The organism is Luteimonas sp. A649 (assembly GCF_054072735.1).
This window is the reverse complement of record NZ_JBSVRQ010000001.1, coordinates 966,921-985,715: the sequence shown is the minus strand read 5'-3', so window position 1 is coordinate 985,715 and position 18,795 is coordinate 966,921. Positions and strand designations below refer to the sequence as shown.

At 67.8% G+C, this 18,795-nt stretch carries 11 protein-coding genes and 2 tRNA genes; 5 read left to right on the top strand and 8 right to left on the bottom strand.

All coding sequences use genetic code 11. From position 1 onward, the window contains the following. Positions 1 to 5: 5 nt before the first annotated feature. The 3 genes from ACW5E8_RS04655 to ACW5E8_RS04645 all read right to left on the bottom strand — a co-directional run bounded on the left by ACW5E8_RS04655 (position 6) and on the right by ACW5E8_RS04645 (position 6,309). A complete protein-coding gene (locus tag ACW5E8_RS04655; protein ID WP_456964311.1) occupies positions 6 to 1,634 on the bottom strand; it encodes a serine hydrolase in 1,629 nt (542 codons plus the stop codon). Positions 1,635 to 1,724: 90 nt separating this feature from the next. Further along, positions 1,725 to 4,769 (bottom strand): TonB-dependent receptor, encoded by a 3,045-nt coding sequence (locus tag ACW5E8_RS04650; protein WP_456964310.1) that lies wholly within the window; start codon positions 4,767 to 4,769, stop codon positions 1,725 to 1,727. Between the two features lie 40 nt (positions 4,770 to 4,809). Next, positions 4,810 to 6,309 (bottom strand): transglutaminase-like domain-containing protein, encoded by a 1,500-nt coding sequence (locus ACW5E8_RS04645; RefSeq protein WP_456964309.1) that lies wholly within the window; start codon positions 6,307 to 6,309, stop codon positions 4,810 to 4,812. Between the two features lie 314 nt (positions 6,310 to 6,623). Here ACW5E8_RS04645 and ACW5E8_RS04640 point away from each other — a divergent pair, with 314 nt between their 5' ends. The 4 genes from ACW5E8_RS04640 to ACW5E8_RS04625 all read left to right on the top strand — a co-directional run bounded on the left by ACW5E8_RS04640 (position 6,624) and on the right by ACW5E8_RS04625 (position 11,410). Beyond that, positions 6,624 to 8,018 (top strand): C40 family peptidase, encoded by a 1,395-nt coding sequence (locus ACW5E8_RS04640; RefSeq protein ID WP_456964308.1) that lies wholly within the window; start codon positions 6,624 to 6,626, stop codon positions 8,016 to 8,018. A 16-nt stretch (positions 8,019 to 8,034) separates the two neighbouring features. Then, entirely contained in the window at positions 8,035 to 9,138 is a 1,104-nt protein-coding gene (locus tag ACW5E8_RS04635) for a dipeptide epimerase (protein ID WP_456964307.1), read from the top strand. A gap of 7 nt (positions 9,139 to 9,145) precedes the next feature. Then, on the top strand, positions 9,146 to 9,985 hold the full coding sequence (locus ACW5E8_RS04630; RefSeq protein WP_456964306.1) for a MurR/RpiR family transcriptional regulator: 840 nt from the start codon (positions 9,146 to 9,148) through the stop codon (positions 9,983 to 9,985). A 171-nt stretch (positions 9,986 to 10,156) separates the two neighbouring features. Further along, on the top strand, positions 10,157 to 11,410 hold the full coding sequence (locus ACW5E8_RS04625; protein WP_456964305.1) for a dicarboxylate/amino acid:cation symporter: 1,254 nt from the start codon (positions 10,157 to 10,159) through the stop codon (positions 11,408 to 11,410). A 103-nt stretch (positions 11,411 to 11,513) separates the two neighbouring features. Here ACW5E8_RS04625 and ACW5E8_RS04620 read toward each other — a convergent pair whose 3' ends face one another. The 5 genes from ACW5E8_RS04620 to ACW5E8_RS04600 form a co-directional block, all read right to left on the bottom strand. Further along, positions 11,514 to 13,145, bottom strand: coding sequence for an FMN-binding glutamate synthase family protein (locus tag ACW5E8_RS04620; protein WP_456964304.1), 1,632 nt, complete (start codon positions 13,143 to 13,145; stop codon positions 11,514 to 11,516). A 93-nt stretch (positions 13,146 to 13,238) separates the two neighbouring features. Further along, positions 13,239 to 13,326: transfer RNA gene (locus ACW5E8_RS04615), tRNA-Leu, on the bottom strand. 102 nt (positions 13,327 to 13,428) lie between these two features. After that, positions 13,429 to 13,516, bottom strand: a tRNA-Leu gene (locus ACW5E8_RS04610). 34 nt (positions 13,517 to 13,550) lie between these two features. Then, positions 13,551 to 14,756: an MraY family glycosyltransferase gene (locus ACW5E8_RS04605; RefSeq protein ID WP_456964303.1), complete on the bottom strand. Its 1,206-nt coding sequence runs from the start codon at positions 14,754 to 14,756 to the stop codon at positions 13,551 to 13,553. A gap of 293 nt (positions 14,757 to 15,049) precedes the next feature. Beyond that, positions 15,050 to 16,057, bottom strand: coding sequence for an NAD-dependent epimerase (locus tag ACW5E8_RS04600; protein WP_456964302.1), 1,008 nt, complete (start codon positions 16,055 to 16,057; stop codon positions 15,050 to 15,052). A gap of 98 nt (positions 16,058 to 16,155) precedes the next feature. Between ACW5E8_RS04600 and ligD the strand changes: the two genes are divergently transcribed. Further along, positions 16,156 to 18,792 (top strand): DNA ligase D, encoded by a 2,637-nt coding sequence (ligD, locus tag ACW5E8_RS04595; protein ID WP_456964301.1) that lies wholly within the window; start codon positions 16,156 to 16,158, stop codon positions 18,790 to 18,792. Positions 18,793 to 18,795: the final 3 nt, after the last annotated feature.

Sequence of the window (18,795 nt, the reverse complement as noted above, 5' to 3'; positions counted from 1 at the left end):
GGACCTTAGTCGCAGTCGCCGATGCGCTCGAACGCGAGGTCTTCGTAGTCGTAGCTGAAGTCCGCGTCCGGGTCCACCTTGGCCATGGCCAGCCGCACCGCCCGCCCGTCCGTCCCGGCGGCGAAGTCCATCCAGGCGTCGGCATCGCTGCCGAGCGTGTCGAAATCCACCACCAGGCGCTCGCCAGCGAAGAGGACGGGGCCGGACAGGCGCGGCGACTTCATGGACTCGAAGCGCACGCCCTCCCCGGCCATGCAGACCGTTGCCTCGCCGAACCAGGGATCGCGATAGCGGCCGAGCCAGGTTGCGGCTTCAACGGCCGTCGCAGGACGGCGAACGGGATCCGTGGCCGGCACATCGTCCGCGTCGGCCGTGGCAGCGGCGGCCCTGGCCCGCTCGGCGGCCAGCAGGCCGGCGTAGTGCTCCACCAGGCCCGACGACGCTGCGCCAGGCGTGTCCCCATCTCTTCCAATGCCATCGGCGGTGAACTGCTTCGACAGCGCCTGCTCGAGCACCGTGCGCGCGTCGCCGGCCTCGGCATTGATGAGGATCACGAACCCGACGCCCAGCTCCGGCAGCAGGGTGACCGCCGAATACATCCCGGACAGCGTGCCCGTGTGGGCCACCTTCTGGGTGCCGTCGACATCGCTCAGGCGCCAGCCCAGGCCGTACGCCGAGTAGTGGCTGCGGTTCCACTCGCGCATGCGCCGCGACAGCGGCATCGGCATGTGCGCGGTCCAGGCGGCCTCGCGCTGCGCCTGTGACAGCCACGGCTTGCCGTCGGCGCCGAGGGTGTCCGGGTCAAGCCAAGCCTGCATCCAGCGCAGCATGTCGCCGAGCCCGCAGCGCACACCGCCGGCTGCGGCCATCGGCATGTCCGCGACCACGTCGCCGTCCGGGCGCGCCACCCAGGCGCCGTCGCGCCATGCGTGCGGCGCCGCGACGGGGCCGGCCTCCGCCACGCGCCACTCGCCGATGCGGCAGCCCACCATCCCCAGCGGCTCGAACACTTCGCGCCGCAGCAGGACGTCGAACGGTGCGCCGCCCGCGGCGGCCGCCACCTCGCCGGCCACGATGTACAGGGTGTTGTCGTAGGCGTAGCGCGACCGGAAGCTCCAGAGTGGCTTCAGGTGCGCCAGTCCCGCGATGACTTCGTCGCGGGTGAACGCGTTGGGCTCGGGCCACAGCATGAGGTCGCCGGCACCGGGGCCCAGGCCGCTGTTGTGGACCAGCAAGTCGCGCACCTGTATTTCGCGCGTGACCCAATCCTCGTGCATGCGGAAGCCGGGCAGGTGCTTCACCACCGGATCGTCCCAGGCCAGCAGGCCGGCATCGACCTGGCGTGCGAGCAGCGCCGCGGTCATCGCCTTGGTGTTGGACGCCACCTTGAACAGCGCGTCGCCGGTGATCGGCTGGCCGCTCCCGGCGGCCGCCTCGCCGCGCAGTTCCACCTGCCGCACTTCGCCGCCGCCCACCACGCCGACGGCAATCCCCGGCAAACCGTAACGCTCGACCGCATCATCCACCGCCGCGGTGATCGCAGGCGACGCCGGATGAGCGGCCGGCGCCGCTGCCGGGAGCCAAAAGAAAGCGGCCAACAGCGTGGCCGCGAAGGGGACCGACCTGGGATTCACGTTGCACCACTCCACCGCAGCGGACGAAACCGCCGCCGGCCTGCGCCGGCGACGGTCCGCCCGATCATCACCGATGCCCGGACGCAGGCATCAGAAGTTCCACGTGACCACCAGTTGCGTGTAGCGCGGGGACTGCCAGCGCGTCCCGGTGCCGAAGGTGTCGCGGCGCTCGCCCGGGTTGCCCTCGTAGCGGGCCCGCACGTTCACCACTTCCTGGTCGTTGAGCAGGTTGAACACCGACAGCCGGGCCTTCAGGTCGATGTTGTCGACCGGCAGGGTCCAGGTGACGTTCGCGCCGACGTTGTAGGTCCACGGCATGCGGCCGAAGGCACCGCGCTCGGTGCGCTCGAACACGCGGTCCCGCCAGGTATAGGGAACCCCGTTCTCGTCCTCGCCGGAGCAGCGGGCCACGCACAGCCAGCCGGTACCGCCGCCGCTGCCCTCGCTGGTGAAGCTCGCCGCCGCGAAGTCCTCGTCGGGCCAGGTGACGCCGAACGCCGTGATCGGACCGCCCGACATGGCGGTCAGCGTGCCGCCCACGCTCCACATCTCGTTGAACTTGTAGCTGCCGCGCATCTTGATCTGGTGGCGGCGGTCGTTGAACAGGTCGCCATAACGGTCGTTGTTCGCCGGATGGTCCCAGTGCTGGACCATGCCGGTGTCGCCGTAGTTGGTGTCGGAGTTCACTGGGCCTTCGTGGTTGCCCTCGGACCTCGACCAGGTGTAGGACGCGTTGAAGCCCCACTTGTCGTCCCAGGCGCGGTCGATCTGGAACTCGACCGCCTGGTAGGTACGCTTCGGCTTGGAGTAGCCGATAACGCGGTCGCTGCCGACGGTGATGTAACCCTCCTTCGAGGTGTCGATCGTCACCCAGCCATCCTGGGCGCAGCCCATGTCGGTGGTGCCCCAGAGCGTCAGCTGGTCGCCCGGGTTCGCGATCGGCCACAAGGTGCCGTGCCGCACGCCGCACAACGCGTTGATGCGGACGTCGTCGAGCGCGTTGGGCATGCGCCGGTAGGTGGCGTTGACGCCCCACGACCAGGCCTGGTTGATCATGGACTGGAAGCCCAGGATGGCCTCGTCCTGGTACACCGCGTCGATGTCGCGGTCCACGCTCTGGCGGTAGTCGCGGACACTGATGTTGAACTGGTCGTCCACCGGGCCGATCTGCGGCCCGATGATCGGCGCCATGTAGTCGGCACCCGTCACCGGGTTGATCGCGGGGCTCCAGCCTTGCAGCTCGTAGAACGTACGCTCGTCGAGCAGGCCACCGGCGAAGTTGTAGCTGATGATGCTGGTGACCGGCATGTAGTACCGGCCGAGGTTGCCGAAGAACTTGGTGGTGCCGTCGCCCTTCACGTCCCAGGAGAAACCGAACCGCGGCGAGACCAGGTCATCCATCTTGATGAAGCTGTCGCCGGCCGCGGTCTTGTTGTCGAAGGTGTCCACGCGCAGGCCGAGGTTGATCAGCAGGTTCGGCGTGATGCTCCAGACATCCTCCAGGTAGTAGGCGCTGGCCTCGATGTCGAAGACGCCGCCGTCCGCGCGTTCGCGCGCCATCAGGAAGGCGTCCACGCCCACCGGAAGGGGGGTGCCGTTGTCGAGCACCTGGGTGGGACTGGTCCGGCCGTACGCGACGTACTGCACGCCGTCGCCCGGGTAGAAGGTCACCCGGTCGGTGGTCATCAGCTCGTCATCCCAGCCGAAGCGCAGCAGGTGGTCGCCCAGCGTCCACTCGAAGTCCAGGCGCATGGCCTTGCGCTCGTCCTCGTGCGAGACCACGTTGGAGCCGGGATGGCAGCCGAGCGGTGGACTGCCCATGCCCCGGAAGACTTCGCCGTAGGAGGCATTGTTGTAGGAGACCCAGCTGCAGAGCGCGTCCTGGGGGGAACGCAGGAAGCTCGTGCTGCGATTGATGCCGTACATGGCCTTGGCGGTGAAGTTCTCGCCGAAGTGCCCGGTGTAGGTGAGCGATCCGCTCTTGCCGCCGTTCGACGTGTTGGACAGGGTGGGCGCGGCGTCGTCGACCTCGCGCGTGTCGAAGTCGTAGTTGTAGAGCAGCGTGTCCGAATCGCCCTCGTCGGAGAACGCGAGGAGCTCCAGCAGGTGGTCGTTGGACAGGTTCCAGTCGACCTTCGCGCCCCAGAAGCCGTTACTGCCATCGCGCTCGCTCCAGCTGCTGCCGCTCGCATTGGTGAAGCCGGAGGTGCTTTCGCGCTGCTCGTACATCGCGAACATGAAGAGCCTGTCCTTCACGATCGGGCCGGACGCCCAGACGTTGGCCTTGGTGAAGCTGCTGCGGTCGTGGCTCGAGCGCACGTTCACGCTGCCGTCGGCGTAGAAATGGTCGTCGCCGCTGCTCTGCCACGCGCTGGGCTCGAAGGTGAGTTCCATGCCGCTCTGGAACTCATTGCCGCCGGAGCGCGTCACGGCGTTGATCACGCCACCGGTGCTGCGTCCGAACTCCACCGAGTAGCCGCCGGTCTTGACCTGGAACTCCCGGTAGAACGCGAACGGCGCCGTCGAGTAGCCATGGCGGCGATAGAAATCCGTGACGTTGAGGCCGTTGATGAAGATCGAGTTCTCGGCGATCGACGAGCCCCCGAAGGAAATGCCGCCGAACGACGAGTTGCCGCCCATGACGCCCGGCGCGAGCAGTGCGACCGAGCTGAGGCTCTGGTCGACGGGGAGCCGCAGGATCTCCTCGCGGGTCACGTTGGTGGCGGTTTCGGTGGAGCGCACGTCCACGCGGTTCACCACGCGCTCGCCGATCACGGTCACCGCGGCCAGGTTGGCCACGCCGCCTTCGCTGCCGACGTTGACCGTGGTGGTGCCGCCCAGCGACACGCTGACCTTGATCGGATCACCCACCGCCTGGCTGCCCCGCATCACCTGCAGGTCGTAATCACCGACCTGGAGCTGGCCGAGGCGGTAGCTGCCATCCGATCCCGCCGTCACGGTGCGGGTCAGTCCGGTGCTGGTGTTCGTGATCATGATCTGGTCACCGGCGTTGGCATAGCCCGCCACCGAACCCGTGGCGCTCTGCGCCATCACCACCGGCGTCATCGCCGACAGGCACGCCCCCAACGCGATACACAGTGCGGCTCGGCGGAACTTGGTATGGCTGCCCTTCATTGCGATTTCTCCCCGGAACAGGTGTTGGCTGATGGTTGGCTCAGGCGTTCTCATCCGTGACCGGTGGCAGCAGTTGCCACTCGAAGTCGTAACTCCATTGATCGAAGTACAGGTTCCCTCCCTCCCACTCCGCTTCGCCGCGCTGCAGGTCGACGGTCTCCGAACGCGAATGCCGCTTGGCCGGCACGAACTCGCGTGAGTAATCGTCGTTGAAGGCGATGCGGTAGGCATCCATGCCGCCGAGGTAGAACCCGGCGATCCCGGCGTCCGCGCCAGGCAGGCGCCCGAAGGTGACGTCCATCGGCACCCAGCCGTACGGGGCCAGGTACATCCAGCCCCAGTCGTGCATGTTGTTGTATTCGCCGTCGGAGAAGATCCATCCGGACTGCCAGCGCGCGGGAATCCCGTTCATGCGCAGCAGGGTGATCAGCAGCAGGGTCTGCTGCCCGCAGTCGGCGTGGCCCTGCTCGAGCGCGTGCTCGCCGATGTTGGTGATGGTCGAGTACTCGCGGGCGCCGGCCCAGGGAATCGAGTCGACGGCGGCGAACAGCTTTTGCGCGATCCGATAAGGATTGGTTTCGTCCCCAACGACCTGCGCCGACTTCAGGCGCATCGCATCGCTGAACAACACATGCGGCGCGCGCTCGGCCACGTAGGGCGCAAGCTCCGGGGTGATCCCTGCAGGCACCACGCGCTCGGGATCGATATCGACGTACTGCGCCTTGATCGTGAGTTCGTAGGTGACCGAAAACTCGGTGGGCTCGCCCGCCACCGCGGGCGCTTCCATGTGGACGGTGCGCTGCAGCGTGGATGCGGGCGCGAGCTGGTGGCTCGCGGGCACCGTCGCCTGTAGCTGGATGTCTTCCTGCTGCCCGGGGATCGCGCGCGGGAACGGCAGCCATGCGCGCACGGTCTCCCCGGCCGGCACCGCGTCGGGCTTCACCGTCAGCGACTGTGTCACCCGCACCCGTCGCGGCGCCACCGCGTGCTCGCCGGTGGCCAGCGCGGCCTCGCGCACCTCGACATGGTGCGGGTGCGCGGCTTCCAGCGGACTGTCGTAAAACTTCAGCGGCGTGGACCGGCGCCCACGCGCCTCCTCGCTCAGCCGATAGAGGTTGGACGGCCCGCGGTTGAACCAGCGGCGCTCGCCATCGATCACGCGCGCCTCGACCAGGCCCGCGGCATCCCAGCGCGCGAACTCGGCGTCGGTCATGTCCGGGATATCGCGGCGCAGGCGCGCCTTGGCGCCCGCTTCGTCAAGTCGGAAATCCATCAGGATCCGGCGCATGCGCTCGCGCTGGAACTCCAGTCCCATGCGCTGGTCCGACGACAGCGATGCATCCTCGAGCGCCGCAGTGATCGCCGCATCCGCAGCCTTGAAGTCACCGGCATCCACCAGCTGCACGATCGCCTCCGGCGCAGCCAGGCGCGCGCCGATGTCGATGGCGGCCGCGCCGATATCCCCTTCTGTGGGAGCCGCTACATCTCCTGTGGGAGCCGCTATAGCCGCGAGCTTTTCTCCGGATGCCGGAACAGCCATGACCGGCGTGGGAGATGTCGCCGCTATAGCGGCTCCCACAAAAGCGGTTCCAACAAAAGCGGCTCCTGCAAGAACGCGGGCGATGGCGCGTGCGAACGCGGGTGGCGTTCGGCGTGGGCCAGCGCTTTGCGCCTTCAGGTCGGATTTGCGTGCGGCGATCACAGAAGCGTCTCTCCTCGCCCCGGGGGTGCTGCTGAGGGCTGTGTAACATGGCCTTCATGGAGCGTCAATAATTTATTCTTTTCGATTGATTTCCTTGAATGATGTATTCCATGATGGTTTCCCGCATCGAACTGCCGGGAAGGGGACGATCCATGCGATTCACGGCTCTGCTCTTCAGCCTGTTGCTTGCACTGCCGGCCTCCGCGGCCGCGCGCGAGCCCGCTCCAACGCCGCCACCGCTTGCCGTTCCCGGTCTTGCGGAAGCCCACCTCACGCCCGATCACTGGATCGCCGCGCTCGCTGAGCCTGACCGGGTAATCCTCACGCCCGCGCAGATCGCGGCGCAGAACGCGCGCATGCATGCCGAAGATGCGTCCATCCATGGCCTCGAGGCGCTGCCTGCCCGGATCGATGGCGCACGGGTGCGCGACTGGATCGAATCACTGTCCGCGCTGTCGGAGCGCGAGCGTTTCGACGTGCACGGCAAGCCCGTCACCCAGGGCGACCTCGAACGCATCCAGGCGAACCTCGCGCTCGACGCTGTGCCTGACAGCCAAGCGGCGCGTTACGGCATGGTCGTCCGCCGCGCCGACCTGCGCGCCTTCCCCACCCGCCTGCGCGTGTTCCACTCCGCCGGCGACACCGACATCGACCGCTTCCAGGAAAGCGCGCTGTTCCCCGGCGACCCGGTGGTGGTCGTGCACGAAAGCCGCGACGGCGCTTGGTACTTCGTCGTCAGCCAGCGCTATGCGGCGTGGATCGAAAAGCAGTACGTGGCCGAGGGCGACAAAGACGCGATCTTCGAATGGGGCCGGCGCGCGCCCTTCCTGGTGGTGACCGGCGCCACCGCGCGCACCGCCTACACGCCCGAGAATCCCGGCGTTTCCGACGTGCAGCTGGAAATGGGCGTGCGCGTGCCCGTGCTGGCCGACTGGCCGGCGATGGACGAGGTCAACGGCCAGCTGGCCGCGGCCGCGCACGTGATCGAGCTGCCGGTGCGCGGCGAGGACGGCGCGCTGTCGTTCGCACCCGCGCTGCTGCCGCGCTCGGCCGACGTCGCCAGTAACTACCTGCCGCTGACCGAAGCCAATATCATCCGCCAGGCCTTCAAGTTCCTCGGCGAGCGCTATGGCTGGGGGCATTCGTACAACGCCCGCGACTGCAGCGGCTTCGCGTCCGAGATCTACCGCAGCTTTGGCGTGCTGATTCCGCGCAATACCAGCGCGCAGGCGGTCAGTCCGGCGCTCAACCGGCTGCCCTTCGCTGCTGGCGACAGTCACGAATCCCGCCTGCACGCACTGCGTGAAGCGCGCCCCGGCGATCTGGTCTACATGCCGGGCCACGTGATGATGGTGATCGGCCACGTCGACGGCGAGCCCTTCGTCATCCACGACACCAGCGGCATGAGCTGGAAGCCCGAAGGCGCCGACGAGCTCGTACGCCTGCATCTCAACGGCGTGGTGGTGACGCCGGTCGTGCCGATGATGAGCAACGCGACCACGCCCACGATCGACCGCCTCACCAGCATCCAGCGCATCCGCCCCTGAGCGAGCCCACACGTCCATGAAAATCACCGACATCCGGCTCGGCATGCTGCGGGTCCCGCTGAAAACGCCGTTCAAGACCGCGCTGCGCACCGTCGATACCGTCGAAGATATCGTGGTGATGATCCGCACCGACGACGGCCGCATCGGCTACGGCGAGGCCGCGCCCACCGCAGTCATCACCGGCGATACGCACGGCTCGATCATCGAAGCCATCGGCAAGGTCATCGGCCCGCGGCTGATCGGGCGCGACATCGCCGACCTCAACCGCAACGTGCAGCTGGTGCAGGGCGCGATGGAGCGCAACACCAGCGCCAAGGCCGCGGTCGAGATCGCGCTGTACGACCTGTGGGCACAGCTCTATGGCGCCCCGCTCTACCGCATGCTCGGCGGCGGCGGCGATCCCGTGGTCACCACCGACCTCACCATCAGCGTCGACTACATCGACAAGATGGTGGCCGACTCGCTGGCGGCGGTGGACCGCGGCTTCGAATCGCTGAAGATCAAGGTCGGCAAGGACATCGGCCTGGACATCGAGCGCGTCAAGGCGATCCACGCCGCGGTCGACGGCCGCGCCCTGCTCCGCCTCGACGCCAACCAGGGCTGGACGCCGAAGCAGGCCGTATTCGCCATCCACGCGCTGGAAGATGCCGGCATCCACCTCGAACTGCTCGAGCAGCCGGTGCCCGCGCGCGACATCGAAGGCCTGAAGTACGTCACCGAGCGCGTGCACACGCCGGTGATGGCAGATGAGAGCGTGTTCGGCCCGGCCGAAGTGATCGACCTGATCCAGCGCCGCGCCGCCGACATCATCAACATCAAGCTGATGAAGACCGGCGGCATTTCCAACGCCGTGCGCATCGCCGACATCGCCGCCGTGCACGGCGTGGAGTGCATGATCGGCTGCATGATCGAGTCCGCGATCAGCGTCGCCGCCGCGGTGCACCTGGCGGTGGCCAAGGCCGGCATCATCACGAAGGTCGATCTTGACGGACCTTCGCTGTGCACCTTCGATCCGGTCGAGGGCGGCGTGGAATTCAACGAGTCCGAGATTGCGATCTCCGATGCGCCGGGGCTGGGCATCCGCTCCGTCCGCGGACTCGAGCCGCTGGCGGCAGGCTGACCGCGCCATGCCGCCGCTGGCGAAGATCAGAGGGGAGCGCGACCGGATGTCCGCCATCGAGCGGCGCATCGCCGACTTCATGATCGAGAACGCCCACCTGCTGCGCGACTACTCCTCGCAGCAGCTGGCCAATGCGCTCGGGATCAGCCAGTCGAGCGTGGTGAAGTTCAGCCAGAAGCTCGGCTTCAAGGGCTATCCGGACCTGAAGTTCTCCATCGGCGAATCGCTGGCGCGGAGCGAATCCGCCAACGGCGACGACGCCGAAACCACCGAAGCCGATCGCGGCGACGACCCGGGCGCCCTGCTCGCGGAGTCCCTGTGGCGGGCCAAGGGCGAGGCGGTCATGGTCACCCGGGCGCTCAACGCACATACCGACATCGCCGCGGTGGCCGAGGCGATCCGCGCCGCGGGCAAGGTCTACGCCATCGGCGTCGCCCACGACGGCCTCTACGCGCGCGCGATCGCGATCAAGCTGGCGCTGATCGGCCGCACCGCCATCCATCTCTTCGACCCGGCGCTGATGGCCGTGGGCACCTCGTCCACCGCGCCCGGCGACGTGCTGCTGGTGCTGTGCGAGCACGGGCAGGAGGCAGCGCTGTGCCACACCGCGCGCCTGTTCCGGAAGCGTGGCGGCCACGTGGTCACGATTACCCGCCACACCGCGAACGCCCTGCGCGCGCATGCCGACATCGCGCTGCTGGTGAGCGCCCACGACCCGCGGCCGCAGGTGGAGCTGCTGCTCTACCAGGCCGCACTGCAGCACCTGCTGGACCTGGTGTTCCTGCTGCTGTGCGAGGACGAGGCCCACCTGCGGATGCTGGTGGAAAATGCGGCGCCGATCGAGTGATGATGCGGGCATGAGCGAATACCAACGTTATGTCCCCGCAAGGTTGATCGCGGCTGTAGCCGCTCCCACAAACCACGCAACTGCAGGAACCCCGGCTTTTGTGGGAGCCCATGCTTTTGTGGGAGCCGCTATAGCGGCGATTGCCGCATCGCCCGGCGGGAACCACTGAGCATGCCCCGCATCTCCAACGCCGCCCGCGTGCTGATCGCCCTCGCGCTTGGCGCCATCGTCGGCCTCCTGCTCTCATACAACGATCCGGTGCTCGGTGCCCGCGCCGCCGACCTCGTGCAGCCGATCGGCCGGCTCTGGCTCAACGCGCTGCAGATGACCGTGGTGCCGTTGGTGGCGGCGCTGGTGGTGCTGGGCGTCAACGCCGCCACCGACGCCGCGGCCTCGGGCCGCACCGCGCGCCGGGCAATGGCTGTGTTCGCGGTGCTGTTGATCGCGTCGGGCACGTTCACCGCCTTCATGGCGCCGGGCCTGCTGTCGCTGGTGCCGCGCGACCAGGCGCTGGTCGACGGCTTCCGCCTCGCCATTGGCGCCGACGTGACCGTCATCGGCCGCGCGCCCTCGTTTGGCGAATGGATCACCACCGTGATTCCCAGCAATGCGCTGGCGGCGGCGGCAGCGAACGCCATGCTCCCGCTGGTGGTGTTCTCGCTGTTCTTCGGCTTCGCCGTCACGCGCATCGATGCCGAACGCCGCACGCGCCTGCTGGAACTCGTGCAGGGCATCGCCGACACCATGATCGTGGTCGTGCGCTGGGTGCTGTGGGCGGCGCCGCTGGGCGTGTTCGCCCTGGTGCTCGCGGTCTGCGCGCGCGTGGGACTCGCGGTGCTCGGTGCCCTGGGCTGGTACGTGCTGCTGCTGTGCACCCTGTACATCATGGTCACCGTGTTGCTGTACGGCGTGGCGCGGCTTGCCGCGAAGGAGCCCGTGCGCCGCTTCATGGTCGGCATCTTCCCGGCGCAGGTGATCGCCGGCAGCACCCAGTCCTCGCTGGCCTCGCTGCCCGCCATGATCGACTGCGCGCGCACCCGCCTGGGCTACCCGCTGCACGTGACCGCGCTGGTGCTGCCGATGGCGGTGTCGCTGTTCCGCATCACCAGCCCCGTCCAGTACATCGGCGTGGTGAGCTTCATTTCCTGGATGTACGGCATCGAGCTGGGCGGCGTGCTGATCGCCACCGCCATCGTGCTCTCGGCGCTGATCAGCATGGGTTCGGTGGGCCTGCCCGGGCAGGTCAGCTTCATGACCAACAACCTGCCCGTGACACAGGCGATGGGACTGCCGGTGGAGCCGCTCGGGCTGCTGCTGGCGGTGGACAACATCCCCGACATGTTCTCGACGGTCGGCAACGTCAGCGCCGACCTCACCGCCACGGCAATCGTCAACCGGATGGAAGATTCCGGCACGCCGTTGTAGGAGCAGCTATAGCTGCGATGGCGAGGTGTTGCGTGGCCTGTTGTTATCGGCGCTGCTGCGGCGTTGATCGCCGCTATAGCGGCTCCCACAAGAGCGGCGCGGCTCAGTGGCTCTTTGACATCCGCATCTCAAGCACGCTCGGCGGTGGCGCGAAGGTGTCGGGGCGCGACATTTCCCAGTAGTTCTTGAACACCGCATGCCGTTCCGGCACGCCGGCCAGGAGCTCGCCCTTCTGCAGGAACTGGTAGACATTGGCCAGCGAGCTCACGTGCATCTCGGATATCCGGCGCACGATGTGCTCGGGACCCAGCTCGGCCGGCGACGACAGGCCCGCCGCGCACAGCAGGTCGCGGAACGCCACCAGCGTGTTGCGGTGGTAGTGGGCCACGCGGTCGGCCTTGGCCTCCACGTCCAGGTGCTTCCAGCGGCGCGGATCCTGGGTGGCGATGCCGGTCGGACACAGGTCGTTGTGGCAGCTGCGCGCCTGGATGCAGCCCAGCGCGAACATGAAGGCGCGGCCCGCGTTGCAGAAGTCCGCGCCCATCGCCATGGTGCGCGCGAGGTCGAATGCGCTGGTGATCTTGCCCGCCGCGGCCACGCGAACGCGGTCGCGCAGGTCCACGCCCACCAGGGTGTTGTGGACCAGCATCAGCGCCTCGTTCATGGGCACGCCGATGTGGTTCATGAACTCCACCGGTGACGCGCCCGTTCCGCCTTCGGCCCCGTCGACCACGATGAAGTCCGGCAGGATCCCGGTCTCGCGCATGGCCTTCGCCACGCCGAACCACTCCCAGGGATGGCCGATCGCCAGTTTGAAGCCCACCGGCTTGCCGCCGGCCAGCTGGCGCAGCGCGGCCACGAACTCAAGCAGCCCGATCGGTGATCCGAACGCCGAGTGCTGCGCCGGCGACACGCAGTCCACGCCCACCGGCACCCCGCGCGCCAGCGCGATCTCCGCCGTCACCTTTGCCGCCGGGAGCATGCCGCCGTGCCCGGGCTTGGCGCCCTGCGACAGCTTGATCTCGATCATCTTCACCTGTGGGTCGGCGGTATTGGCCGCGAAGCGCTCCGGATCGAAGCGCCCTTCCGCATCGCGGCAACCGAAGTAGCCCGAACCGACCTCCCACACCAGGTCGCCGCCGTGTTCGCGGTGGTAGCTCGAGATCGAGCCCTCGCCCGTGTCGTGATAAAAGCCACCGCGCTTCGCGCCCAGGTTGAGCGCCCGGATGGCGTTGGCCGAGAGCGAGCCGAAGCTCATCGCCGAAATATTGAACACGCTGGCGTCATAGGGCGCACTGCCCTCCTCGCCTATGCGGATCCGGAAGTCATGGTCGGCCAGGTGCGTGGGCACCAGCGAGTGGTTGATCCACTCGTAGTCCTTGCCGTAGACATCGTGGATCGTGCCGAACGGCACCGTGTCCTGCTCGCGCTTGGCGCGCTGGTACACAAGCGCCCGCTGCTCGCGCGAGAACGGCACCTCCTCGGTATCGCGCTCGAGGAAGTACTGGCGGATTTCAGGCCCCACCGACTCCAGCCCGTAGCGGAAGTGCGCCAGCACCGGATACAGCTGCCGCAGCGTGCTGGTGCGCTGCATGACATCGGCCAGGCCCAGCAGCGAAAGCGCCCCGGCCACAACCGCAAGCCACCACCAGTGCCACGACACCGTGAGCGCGAGCGCGATGCCAGCGAGCGTGGCGACGATGCAGGCAAACCAGGCGGAATGGCGGTAGGTCATCGATCACAACAGGCGGTCACGCGCCCGGGCGGCGCGGAGCCAATGATCACACACACACCGCATCCAGGCAGCCAGTCGCGCCGCGAATGCGAGTGGTGCCCGGGGTGGGAATCGAACCCACATGGCCTTGCGGCCGGAAGATTTTAAGTCTCCTGCGTATACCTGGTTTCGCCACCCGGGCCGGTGGTGCGGCCTGGTTGCAGGCACGCATCCCGGTCAAACGCACGAAGCGGGTTGCAGCGGCCTCGGTATCGGGCCGCCACACGGGTTGGATGCAAAGCTGTGGTGCCCGGGGTGGGATTCGAACCCACGATGGCCTTGCGGCCCGGGGATTTTAAGTCCCCTGCGTCTACCGATTCCGCCACCCGGGCATGTGCGTCGGGGCTTCAAGCCCCGCTCGTACGCTCAGGCGACGTCGCGTAAACGCGGGCGCTCTTCGTCGTCGTCGGCCGACCCGCTGCCGGATCCGGTGGACGGGCCCTCCTGCGGGGCGGCATCGGCGGCATCGCCGCCGCCTTGGGCCGCAGCAGCGCGCGGGGCGGGTGTCCGCACGGCGGGGAACACGGGCAGCGCGCGGATGGCCGCGAAGAAACGCAGGGTGCGCGCGCGATTGGAGCTGAGCGCATACCAGCCCACGCACAGCGCCAGGAAGCCCACGAGGATCAGGCTGTTGGGCACGTCCATGCGCATCAGCTGGCCGGTGACCAGGCCGGTGCACAGGCTGAAGATCGCCAGCGCGACGGCGCACTGCGTGGGGCCGAAACCCGCGTCCTGCATGAAGTGGTGGATATGGTCGCGACCGGCCGAGAACGGTGAGCGGCCTTCGCGGGTGCGACGCACGGTCAGCACCAGGCAATCCATGACGGGGATCGGGATCAGCCACAGCGCGAGCACGGGATTCACGGGGTGTCCGGAGTTCTGGGTCAGGCGGAACACCACCCACGCCACCACCAGGCCAAGCCAGGCGCTGCCGGCATTGCCCATGAAGGTCTTGGCCCGCTGCTGCCACGGGAAGCGCATGTTGTAGAGCAGGAAGGCGAACACCACGCCGGCGACCACCAGCGAGATGCGGGCCAGCGACGGGTTGCCGGCGTACAGCGCGGCAGCGGCCAGCATCGCAAGACAGGCTGCAACCAGCGAACCCGCAAGGCCATCGGCGCCGTCGACCATGTTGATGGCGTTGATGATGCCCACCGTGGCGAACACGGTGAACGGCACCGAGATCCAGCCCAGGTCGCCCATACCAAACGCGCCGCCGAGGTTCTCGATGCGCACGTCGGCGCCGTAGATCATGATCAGTGCGGCGACTACCTGGGCCACCACGCGCCAGTACCAGCGCAGGTCATAGCGGTCGTCGTACAGGCCCACGCCCACCAGCAGCAACGAAGCGACGGTGAACGACAGCATCGTTGCAGGCGCGTGTCCCGGCACGGCCAGGCCCATCACCACCAGGAAGCCGACCACCATCGCCAGGCCACCGATGATCGGCGTCGGATGCGCGTGGTCCTTGCGGCCCTGGGGGAAGTCGAGCAGGTTCAGGCGCGGCGCCCACGGATGCAGGAGCTTCAGCACGGCCCACGCCAGTCCGGCCGCGAGCACCGCATGAAACACACCTATTTCCAGCAACAACTCCATACGACTCCATTCGTTCCCGCGGCAGTCGGCGGGACGCGCGCGACCGGTCGCGAGTCTTCCAAGCAAACAACGTACCAACTGTTTGTGACCGTCTGGCAAACCGGACGGCGCGCGCCGTGAGGGCACACCCTGCCACGCTACGTGCATACGCAAGGTGACAGCGGCGGCACAGGCGTTATTCTGTGCTTTTGCTGCAATGCAGCGAGCTCGCTGATGCAGCCTGCTGACGCAGCGCGCGGGAGCAATTACCGCCACGCGTCAGAAGCGACTTACCGGTAGTAGTCGCGATACCACTGGACGAAGTTGGCGACGCCCTCTTCCACTCCCACCGACGGCCGGTAACCGACGTCCTGGACCAGGGCCGACACATCGGCCTCGGTATCGGGCACGTCGCCGGCCTGCAGGGGCAGCAGTTCCATGACCGCCTTCTTGCCCAGGCACTGCTCCAGCACTTCGATGTAGCGCAGCAGCTCCACCGGCTCTTCGTTGCCGATGTTGTAGATCCGGTACGGCGCCACGCCGCTGGTGCCCGGATCGGGGGCCTGGCCGTCCCAGGCCGGGTCGGCGGCCGGCACGCGATCGAGCGCCCGCACCACGCCTTCCACGATGTCGTCGACATAGGTGAAGCTGCGGCGGTGGTGGCCGTGGTTGAAGACCTTGATCGGTTCGCCGGCCAGGATCGCCTTCGTGAACAGGAACAGCGCCATGTCCGGCCGTCCCCACGGGCCGTAGACGGTGAAGAAACGCAGGCCGGTGCACGGGATGCCATAGAGGTGCGCGTAGCTGTGCGCCATCATCTCGTTGGCCTTCTTGGTGGCCGCGTACAGGGTCAGCGGGTGCTCGGTGCCCTGATGCTCGTTGAACGGCATCGCCAGGTTGGCGCCGTACACGGAGCTGGTCGACGCGAACACCAGGTGCTGCACGCCGTGGTGGCGGCAGCCTTCCAGGATGTGCAGCGTGCCGGTGACGTTGCTCGATACGTACACATGCGGGTTCTCGGCCGCGTAGCGCACGCCTGCCTGCGCCGCCAAGTGCACTACCCGGTCAGGCTTGTGGCGCGCGAACACGGCTTCCACCGCCGCACGGTCGGACAGGTCGGCCTGAACGTGCGTGTAGCCCGGCTGGTCCATGAAGCGGGCCAGGCGCGCCTTCTTCAGGTTGACGTCGTAGTAGTCGTTGAGGCTGTCGAAGCCGATGACCTCGTCGCCGCGCGCCAGCAGCTTGAGCGCGACGTGGCTGCCGATGAATCCGGCAGTGCCGGTGACGAGGACTTTCATGTGCGTGGCTCCGGGGAAAGCTGGAATGATACCGCGCCACACAGCCTGCCCCGGGCGCGATCACGGCGGCACCACGGCGGCAGCCACACATTGCGCGCATGAGCCTCGTCGACTACCGGCGCAAGCGCAGCTTCGACCGGACCCGCGAACCGGAGCCGGGCAAACCGCTGCCACGCGGCCGTCGCGCGATCTTCGTCGTGCAGTTGCACCACGCCAGCCGCCGCCACTACGATTTCCGCCTCCAGGTCGGTGACGCCCTCAAGAGCTGGGCGGTACCGAAGGGACCGAGCTACGACCCGTCGGTAAAGCGGATGGCGGTCGAGGTCGAAGACCACCCGGTCGACTACGCCGCCTTCGAGGGCGAGATCCCCAAAGGCCAATACGGCGGCGGCCACGTCGCGCGCTTCGACCACGGCGTCTGGTCCACCGACGGCGACCCGGAAGCGCAGCTGGCGAAGGGACACCTGCGCTTCGAACTGTTCGGCGGCAAGCTCAAGGGTGGCTGGCACCTGGTGCGCTCCGGCAAGCCCGCGCGCCAGCCGCAGTGGCTGCTGTTCAAGGACAAGGACGCCTATGCGGGCACGCTCGAGGCCGATGACCTGCTGGCCGACGTCGCCGCGCCGCCCGCGGCCGACCTCAAGCGTGCCGGCGCCGGCAAGTCGGTCAAGAAGAAGCTCACCACCGCCCCCGCACCCGGCCGCCGCCGGCGCAAGGACTGGGCGAAGAAAGCGATGGCCCTGACCGGCGCCCGTCGCGGCAAGGCACCCACCGGCCCCTTCGAACCGCAGCTGGCCAAGCTCGGCAAATCCCCGCCCAAGGGCGAGCAGTGGCTGCACGAACTGAAGTGGGACGGCTACCGCATCCTCGCCACGATTGCCGGCGGCCAGGTGCAGCTGTGGTCGCGCAACGCGCTCGAGTGGACAGACAGGATTCCTGAAATCCGCGACGCCATCGCGGCGCTGGGCCTGGAGTCCGGCGCGCTGGACGGTGAACTCATCGCCGGCAGCGGCAGCAAGGAGGACTTCAACCTCCTGCAGGCCACCCTGTCCGGCGAGCGCCAGGGCACGCTCGCACTGGCGCTGTTCGACCTGCTGCATATCGATGGCGTCGACGTGGCCGCCGCACCGCTGATCGAACGCAAGGCCCTGCTGCAGGAGCTGCTTGCAGGCGTGCCCGGCCACCTCGCCTACAGCTCGCACATCGCAGGCGATGGCGACGCCGCGTTCAAGCTCGCCGGAGACACCCGTTTCGAAGGCATCATCTCCAAGCGGATGGACCGCCCCTACCACGGCGGCCGCAGCGACGACTGGCGCAAGACCAAACTGCTGGCCAGCGACGAGTTCGCGGTGGTCGGCTACACCGCGCCCAAGGGCAGCCGCGCTGGATTCGGTTCGCTGCTGCTGGCGAAGCCCGATCCCAAGCACGGCTGGCTCTATGTCGGTCGCGTGGGCAGCGGCTTCACCGACGCGCTGATGGCCGAAGTCACGAAGATGCTCGGCAAGGGCGGCAGCAAGACCCCCAGCGCCTACGTCCCCACGCAGGACACCGACCTGCGCAGCGCCACCTGGTTCGCACCGCGTTTCGTGGTCGAAGTCTTCTACCGCGGCATCGGCCGCCAGCAGCTCCTGCGCCAGCCCTCCCTCAAGGCCGTCCGCCGCGACAAGGACATCGCCGACCTCGCCGACAGCGATTCCTCCCCCACTACCCCCTCCCCTGTGGGAGCAACCATTCCTGTGGGAGCAGCTATAGCTGCGATTGGTACCGCCAAAATGCCCAAATCCAGATCGACCACCAAAGCCACCGCCAAGCCAGGCAAGACCACCAAGGACACGAGCAGCAAGAACACCCCCAAGACAGCCGCCAAGCGCGACCCCCCCACCCTCACCAGCCCCACCAAGATCCTCTTCCCCGACATCCGCGCCACCAAGCAGGACGTCTTCGACTACTACACCGCCGTCATGGACCACCTGCTGCCGGAAATCATCGGCCGCCCGCTGTCGATCATCCGCTGCCCCTCCGGCACGGCGAAGGCCTGCTTCTTCCAGAAGCACCACACCGCCGGCCTCGAACTGGTGTCGTCGGTGCGGCTGAAGGAGGAAAGCGGCACCAACGCGTACTACCTGGTGGTCGAAGACGAAGCCAGCCTCCTCGAACTGGTGCAGTTCAACTCGCTGGAATTCCATCCCTGGGGTTCGCATGCGGCCAATCCGGACGTCGCCGACCGCGTCGTGTTCGACCTAGATCCCGGCCCCGATGTGCCCTTCGCCGAGGTGAAGCAGGCAGCGCGCGACATCCGCAAGCTGCTGCAGCAGATGGAGCTGGAGTCATTCCTGCGCGTCACCGGCGGCAAGGGCCTGCACGTGGTGGTGCCCTTGAACCCCGGCTGCGACTGGGACCTGACCAAACGCTTCGCGCACGGCTTCGCCGACACGCTGGCGAACTCGCAGCCAGACCGCTTCGTCGCGACCGCCACCAAGAGCCGCCGCAACAAGCGCATCTTCATCGACTACCTGCGCAACGGCCGCGGCGCGACCGCGGTGGCCTCGTATTCGCTGCGCGCGCGCGATGGCGCGCCTGTGGCGATGCCGATCACGTGGGAGAGCCTGGGCAAGCTCAAGCGCGCGGACGCCTTCACCATCCGCGACGTCCCCGCCACGCTGAAGCGCCGGCGCAAGGATCCGTGGGCCGACATCGGACGCATCAAGCAAAACCTGGCGCGCTGGGCGAAGGACTGACCC